This is a genomic window from Stenotrophomonas sp. 05L414_2 (assembly GCF_056397905.1).
This window is the reverse complement of sequence record NZ_JBFTOJ010000211.1, coordinates 1-6,201: the sequence shown is the minus strand read 5'-3', so window position 1 is coordinate 6,201 and position 6,201 is coordinate 1. Positions and strand designations below refer to the sequence as shown.

Genomic DNA, 6,201 nt, shown 5'->3' with positions numbered 1-6,201 from the left:
GGCCTCATCGGCAGGCGTGCCCTGCAGCCTCAGCTGCCCCTGCGCCGCACCCTTTTCCAGCGTGATCGTCAGCCAGCCGCTCAGATCCTCGAAATGCCCGCGCACTTCATCGGCAATCTCGTCGGGGATCATCGGCGCTTCGGCCGCCAGCATCGCGCAGATGCAGAACGACGAGGTGCCACCGGCAATGCAGCTGGACCAGTAATCCACGTAGGCGTTGAGCGCCAACAAAGGATCGCCCAGCTGCCGGTCCAGCAGCGCCAGGCCTTCCCGTGCCTCTGCCCGGTACAGCTCCACCACCGTCCGCACCAGATCCGCCTTGCTGGGGAAATGGTGGTGGATGCTGGCCTTGCTGATGTTCACCCGCGCGGACACGTCGGCATAGCTGAAACCGTTGTAGCCACCAGCTTCCAGCAGCGAACGGGCGTGGGCCAGGATCTCGTGGGCCTTGGGGGACAGTGACTCTTTCATGGGTGCAAACCTACTAGTAGGTAGACACCCTGTCAACCGACTCGTTCGCCGGGCATGGCCCGGCGCCTGACACGGGCTTCCCTGGTAGCGCCGGGCCATGCCCGGCGAGCGCAGCGGTCAGTGCGAAGACACATACAGCGCATCGGCCGGCGCCGGCGGCAACGCAAAACTTCGCCGCATGCGCGCCACCTCGGCCGCCGGCGGCAACCCGAACAAGCGCTTGAACTCCCGATTGAACTGCGACGGGCTGGCGTACCCCACCGCCGACGATGCCGCTTCAGCCGTCATGCCCTGCCGCAGCATCAGCAGCCGCGCCTGGTGCAGCCGCGTGGACTTCACGTACTGCATCGGCGAGGTACCGGTAATGCTGCGGAAGTGATCATGGAACGTGGCCACGCTCATCTCCGCCTGCGCTGCCAGCGCATCCACATCCAGCGCCGTCGAATAGGCCGCGTGGATATGCCGCAGCACCTTGCCGATGCGGCCGAAGCGCCCGCGCATCGCCAGCGCCTCGCGCAGCGCCCCACCCTGTGCGCCGGTCAGCACCCGGAAATACAGCTCGCGCACCAGCGAGGGCCCCAGCACGTCGGCCTCCAATGGATCGGCCAGCGCTTCCAGCAATCGCAGCACCGTGGCCTGCATCGCAGGCTGCATCGGGCTGGACATCATGCTTCTTGCCGGCGCTTCGGTGCTGGCGGTGCGCTCGCCCAGTTCCATCAGCAGATCTGCGGCCAGCTGCAGATCAAGATGCAGGTAGATCGCCAGCAGCGGCGCCTCGGCCGTGGCCTCGGTTTCCATGGTGAAGGGCACCGGCACCGACACCGCCAGGTAGTGCTGCGCGTCGTACTGGTAGACCTGCCCGCCCAGATAGCCACGCTTCACGCCCTGGCAGACGATCACGATGCCGGGGTCGTACAGCACCGGCGTGCGCGCCAAGGGACGGTTGGAGCGCAGCAGCCGCACCCCAGGCACCGCCGTCAGCGTGTAGCCCTCGTCCACGGCCAGCGCCTGCAGCAGGCCGACCATGCGCGCCTGTGCGGGATGTTGCAGCGGATCATCGGCCGACCGCATCGGGCGCCCCAGAGGAATAGGCAAGAAAGCCCGAAGCTTAGGCCTGGGCGGCCGCGCACTCAATCACTAACGTGCAACTCCCCAGCCACGAGCCCTCAGCCATGACCGAATCCCGCCTCCTCCTCATCACCGGCGTCAGCAGCGGCTTCGGCCGGGCCCTGGCCCAGCAGGCCCTGCTGGCCGGCCATCGCGTGGTCGGCACCGTGCGCAGCGAATCGGCCCGCCAGCAATTTGCAGCCCTCGCACCCGGTCGCGCCTTCGGCCGCCTGCTGGACGTCACCGACGCCGCAGCCATCGATGCACTGGTGGCCACCGTCGAAGCCGACATCGGCGCCATCGACGTGCTGGTCAACAACGCCGGCTACGGCCACGAAGGCATCCTCGAAGAATCGACGCTGGACGAACTGCGCCATCAGTTCGAAGTGAACGTGTTCGGTCCCGCCGCGCTGATCAAAGCCGTGCTGCCGCACATGCGCGCGCGCCGCCGCGGTCACATCCTCAACATCACCTCCATGGGCGGCTTCATCACCTTACCGGGCATCGCCTGGTACTGCGGCAGCAAGTTTGCGCTGGAAGGCATCAGCGAGGTGCTGGGCAAGGAAGTGGCGCCGTTCGGCATCCATGTGACCGCGATCGCGCCGGGCTCGTTCCGCACCGATTGGGCTGGCCGTTCGATGGTGCGGGCCTCGCGCAGCATCGGCGACTACGACGCGCTGTTCGACCCGATCCGCAGCGCACGCGAGGAAAAGAGCGGCCATCAGCTGGGCGACCCGATCAAGGCCGCGCAAGCCATGCTGCAGGTGATCGACACCCCCAACCCACCCACGCATCTGCTGTTGGGCAGCGACGCCCTGCACTTGGTACGCGGCAAGCTGGCTGCCATGACAGAACGCATCGATGCCTGGGAGCGCCTCAGCCGCTCCACCGACAACGCGGCGCTACCTACGCCCCGCTGCCTCAATCGTCCTGCACCAGCTTGAACTCGCGTAGCAGCCCACCAATCTGGGTCTTGTCCAGCTTGTTCATCAGCAGGTTGCGCAGGAACGCCGGCCCCGGAATGTCCAGTTCCTTGCCATCGCGAAGACGCCCGGTCGCTGCCAGCAGCGTGCGCACGTCGTAGGTGGAATTGAACACCTCCGGCACGCCGCGCTCGATGCCCAGCAGCGTGTACACSGCTTCCATCGGCGTGCGCACCGAATACTCGGTGGTGAAGATGCAGTCGCGCTGCTTCGATTCGGCGAACTGGCCGATGAAGGCGAAGTTCACCGCGCCCTCCGGCACCACGTCCGGGCGATCACCGGCCTGGCGCGGCATGAAGAACGCGGTGATGTACGGCATCATCACCGGCACTGTCTTCGCCCCGGTCGCCGCCAGCTCGTCGATCTCCTCCACCGGCACACCCAGGTGGTACAGCCATTCGCGGGTGATCTCCTCGCCGGTGCAGTCCTGCATCGGCTTGTTCACGTAATCGCCCGGCGTATCCACGAACAGCGAATACACCCACACCACGATCTGGTCCTTCGGCTGGTTCTTGAAGTGCGGCTGGCGGTTCACCGTCCAGCTCATCAGCCAGCGCGAGTCGCGCACGCTCACGATGCCGCCGGTCACCACCTTGYCGCTGAACGGATCGCGCTTGGCAATCTTCTCGRTGTACGCCGGAATGCGCGCGTCCAACGTGGTTACCGTCGCCGATTCCCACTTGGTTTCCGGTATATGCGCACCGAATACATCCGGGCGTCCGAACGCCGCATCCTTGGCCGCGATCCGCCGCCACAGGTCCCACGCCGGTGCCGGGCCTTCATTCAAGCGTGCAGCGGTGCGGTGGTCGCCGTTGTCGGAATTCTCGGTCAGCGAGCCGATCGTCATGAACACCAGATCGTCCGCGCCCAGGTCCACGCCACCGGCCTGGCCGTCCCGTGTCCAGTGGATGCGCGTGGCCTGCTTGCGGCCCTCCTGCAGGTCGAAGTCAACATCGGTCACTTCAGTGCCGTACTGGAACCGCACGCCGCGCTCCTGCAGCCACTTCACCAGCGGCAGCACCAGCGATTCGTACTGGTTGTACTTGGTGAACTTCAGCGCCGAAAAATCCGGCAGCCCGCCGATATGGTGGATGAAACGGTGCAGGTACAGCTTCATCTCCAGCGCCGAATGCCACTCCTCGAACGCGAACATCGTGCGCCAGTACAGCCAGAAATTGCTGTCGAGGAAATCGCGRCCAAGCACTTCGTTGATGCGCTTGTTCTCCATCTCCTGCCGGGTGGCCAGAAACAGCGCGATCACGTCCTTCTGCGCCTGCTCGCTCAGGGTAAACAAGCCATCGGTATGCGCATCTTCGCCGCGATTGATCGTGGCACGCTGCAGCGAATAGTTAGGGTCGTCCTTGTTCAACCAGTAGAACTCGTCCAGCACACTGGCATCGTCGATTTCCAACGACGGAATCGAGCGGAACAGATCCCACAGGCACTCGAAGTGGTCTTCCATCTCGCGGCCGCCGCGGATCACGAAACCCTTCTCCGGCACCTTCAGGCCATCCAGCGCGCCACCGGCAATCTGCTGCTGTTCCAGGATGGTGATGCGCTCGCCGGGCATGCGCCCATCGCGCACCAGGAACGCCGCACCGGCCAGCGAAGCGAGGCCCGAACCCACGAACCAGGCCGTCTTGTTGTCCACGCCCGCTGGCTTGCGCGGGCGCGCGAAGGCCTCGTAGTTGCCACTGCTGTAGTACATGCGTGTCTCCTTCCTGGATGGGGTAGCCCCCACTCTAGCGCCGAACCGATGTACCGCATCCTGCAGAGAGACTGCGACGCAGTGACGCAGGTGCTTCCCGTCCCAGCGTTGCAAGCGGCCTCATCCGCGGTCAGCAGTCGCCTCGGTAGTGAACCAGCGCTGGAACCCGTCAATGGCGTCCGGCATCAGCGCGCTGGCGCGCTCACGCACAATAGACTCGGCGTGGCGAATGGCACTCACTGCATCCGGCTGCGCGCACAACGCCATCGCCACATCCGACGCGTCCAGCATCGCCAGGTTCACGCCCACGCCCACCGGCGGCATCAGATGGGCAGCATCGCCGATCAGCGTCACGCCGTTGCGCGGTGTCCAACGGAAATCCGCCGGCAGGCTGTAGATCGGCCGCCGCACGAAGTCGGTGCACGCCTCCAGCAGCCGCCGCAGGTTCGGTGCCCAGCCGGTGTAGCTGCCTGTCACCAGCGCGCGCATGCCTTGTTGCGCGATCTGCGCATCAAGCCAATCAGAAGGCCGCTTCAGCGCCGCGTACACGCAGAATCGATCGCCGCTGTTGCGCTGCACGAACAGCGCCTCCTCACCGCCAAAGCAGAACAGGCTGCCCTGCCCCACCATGCCCGCGATATCCGCCGCAGGCTGCGCGATCCATCCTTCAAAGAAAGTAATGCCGGTCGGCAGCGGCTGGCACGCACTCAACGCAGCGCGGACTTTCGACCACGCACCATCGGCACCAATCACGATGTCCACCTCGGCCTGCACACCATTGGCGAAGCGCAGGCTGTGGCGGCCGGCATCTGCAGGTTCCAYCTCGCTCARGCAATGGCCCCACTGCACCGCGTCGGCCGGCARCGCATCCAGCAGCAGCTGGCGCAGGTCGCCACGGTCGATCTCCGGCTTGTCCATGCTTCCCTCCGGCCCGAACCCACCCGCGGTAATCGCCCCGGACCACGGATCCCCCATCCGCGCCTCCTGGCCCTCATGGCGCGCCACCGCCCGGAACGCCTCCAGCAGACCAGCGCGCTGCAGCGCCACCTGGCCGGAATCCTCATGCAGGTCCAGCGTGCCGCCCTGGGTGCGCTGCTGCCCGGACGACTCGCCCTCGTACACGCTCACGCGGTGGCCACCGCGATGCAGGATGAGCGCAGCGGTCAGGCCGGCGGGGCCTCCACCGATGATGGCAATACGTGGAGGGTGYGGCATGAGGCGGCCTGCTGGTCGGTTGATATATCAACCGTAGAACGTTCGAGTTGACACGTCAACCAACCACGGGCAACGTGAGCGCATGACCTCACCCACCATCACCCCTGACGAGTGGGCCGCTTGGCGCGGCTTCCGGCGCATGGCCGAGATCACCTCCGGCCGCATCGTCCACGACATCACCCGCAGCACCGGGCTTTCCAGTGCCGACTTTGTCGTGCTGATGGAACTGAGCAAGGCCAAGGACCGCTGCCGCCGCCAGCGCGACCTGCAGGACTACCTGGAATGGGACAAGACCCGGCTCTCGCACCAGCTCACCCGCATGGCCGGCCGTGGCCTGATCGAGCGCGACACCGACAGTGACAACGTGGTGGTGATCCGCATGACCGCAGAAGGCCGCACCCAGCTGAGCGCAGCGCGGCCGGTGCACGTCGCCAGCGTGCGCCGGAATTTCCTCGACCACCTCTCAGCCGATGACCTGGCCGCGCTGCAGCAGATCACCGACAAAATGCATGCAGCACTGCAGGACGCAGAGAACTGAGACGCCGTCAATCGCCCGCGGCGACCTGGTAGTGCCGGCCGCTGGCCGGCAACCGCAATCACCCCACACTCCCAGGCTGCCGGCCAACGACCGGCACTACCCCRACCGACAATCCACGCCGCGTCATCGACCGGTAGTGCCGGCCGCTGGCCGGCARCTGCAATCACCCACTCCACTAG

6 protein-coding genes are annotated in these 6,201 nt (G+C 66.0%); 2 read left to right on the top strand and 4 right to left on the bottom strand.

The features are described from left to right. Positions 1-471: TetR/AcrR family transcriptional regulator (locus tag AC1DJN_RS19980; RefSeq protein ID WP_478039929.1), on the bottom strand; the 471-nt coding region annotated here is incomplete at its 3' end. Positions 472-588: 117 nt separating this feature from the next. Next, the gene (locus AC1DJN_RS19975; RefSeq protein WP_478013532.1) at positions 589-1,542 is read right to left on the bottom strand and encodes an AraC family transcriptional regulator; all 954 of its coding nucleotides are present in this window, start codon (positions 1,540-1,542) and stop codon (positions 589-591) included. 101 nt (positions 1,543-1,643) lie between these two features. On the opposite strand from AC1DJN_RS19975, the gene AC1DJN_RS19970 reads away from it, so the two are divergent. After that, entirely contained in the window at positions 1,644-2,522 is an 879-nt protein-coding gene (locus AC1DJN_RS19970) for an oxidoreductase (RefSeq protein ID WP_478015719.1), read from the top strand. Here the strand turns inward: AC1DJN_RS19970 and AC1DJN_RS19965 are convergent. After that, complete coding sequence (locus tag AC1DJN_RS19965) at positions 2,500-4,269, bottom strand: oleate hydratase (protein ID WP_478039926.1); 1,770 nt, start codon at positions 4,267-4,269, stop codon at positions 2,500-2,502. The two genes, AC1DJN_RS19970 and AC1DJN_RS19965, sit on opposite strands and share 23 nt — an antisense overlap. A 120-nt stretch (positions 4,270-4,389) precedes the next feature. After that, positions 4,390-5,484, bottom strand: a complete 1,095-nt coding sequence (locus AC1DJN_RS19960; protein ID WP_478039924.1) for an FAD-dependent oxidoreductase — start codon at positions 5,482-5,484, stop codon at positions 4,390-4,392. An 82-nt stretch (positions 5,485-5,566) separates the two neighbouring features. Between AC1DJN_RS19960 and AC1DJN_RS19955 the strand changes: the two genes are divergently transcribed. Continuing rightward, a complete protein-coding gene (locus AC1DJN_RS19955; RefSeq protein WP_442252403.1) occupies positions 5,567-6,022 on the top strand; it encodes a MarR family winged helix-turn-helix transcriptional regulator in 456 nt (151 codons plus the stop codon). Positions 6,023-6,201: the final 179 nt, after the last annotated feature.

Excerpts from the sequence above, each read along its gene's own strand:
- AC1DJN_RS19970 (WP_478015719.1), top strand. The coding sequence starts at position 1,644 with ATGACCGAATCCCGCCTCCTCCTCATCACCGGCGTCAGCAGCGGCTTC.
- AC1DJN_RS19975 (WP_478013532.1), bottom strand. The coding sequence starts at position 1,542 with ATGCGGTCGGCCGATGATCCGCTGCAACATCCCGCACAGGCGCGCATG.
- AC1DJN_RS19955 (WP_442252403.1), top strand. The coding sequence starts at position 5,567 with ATGACCTCACCCACCATCACCCCTGACGAGTGGGCCGCTTGGCGCGGC.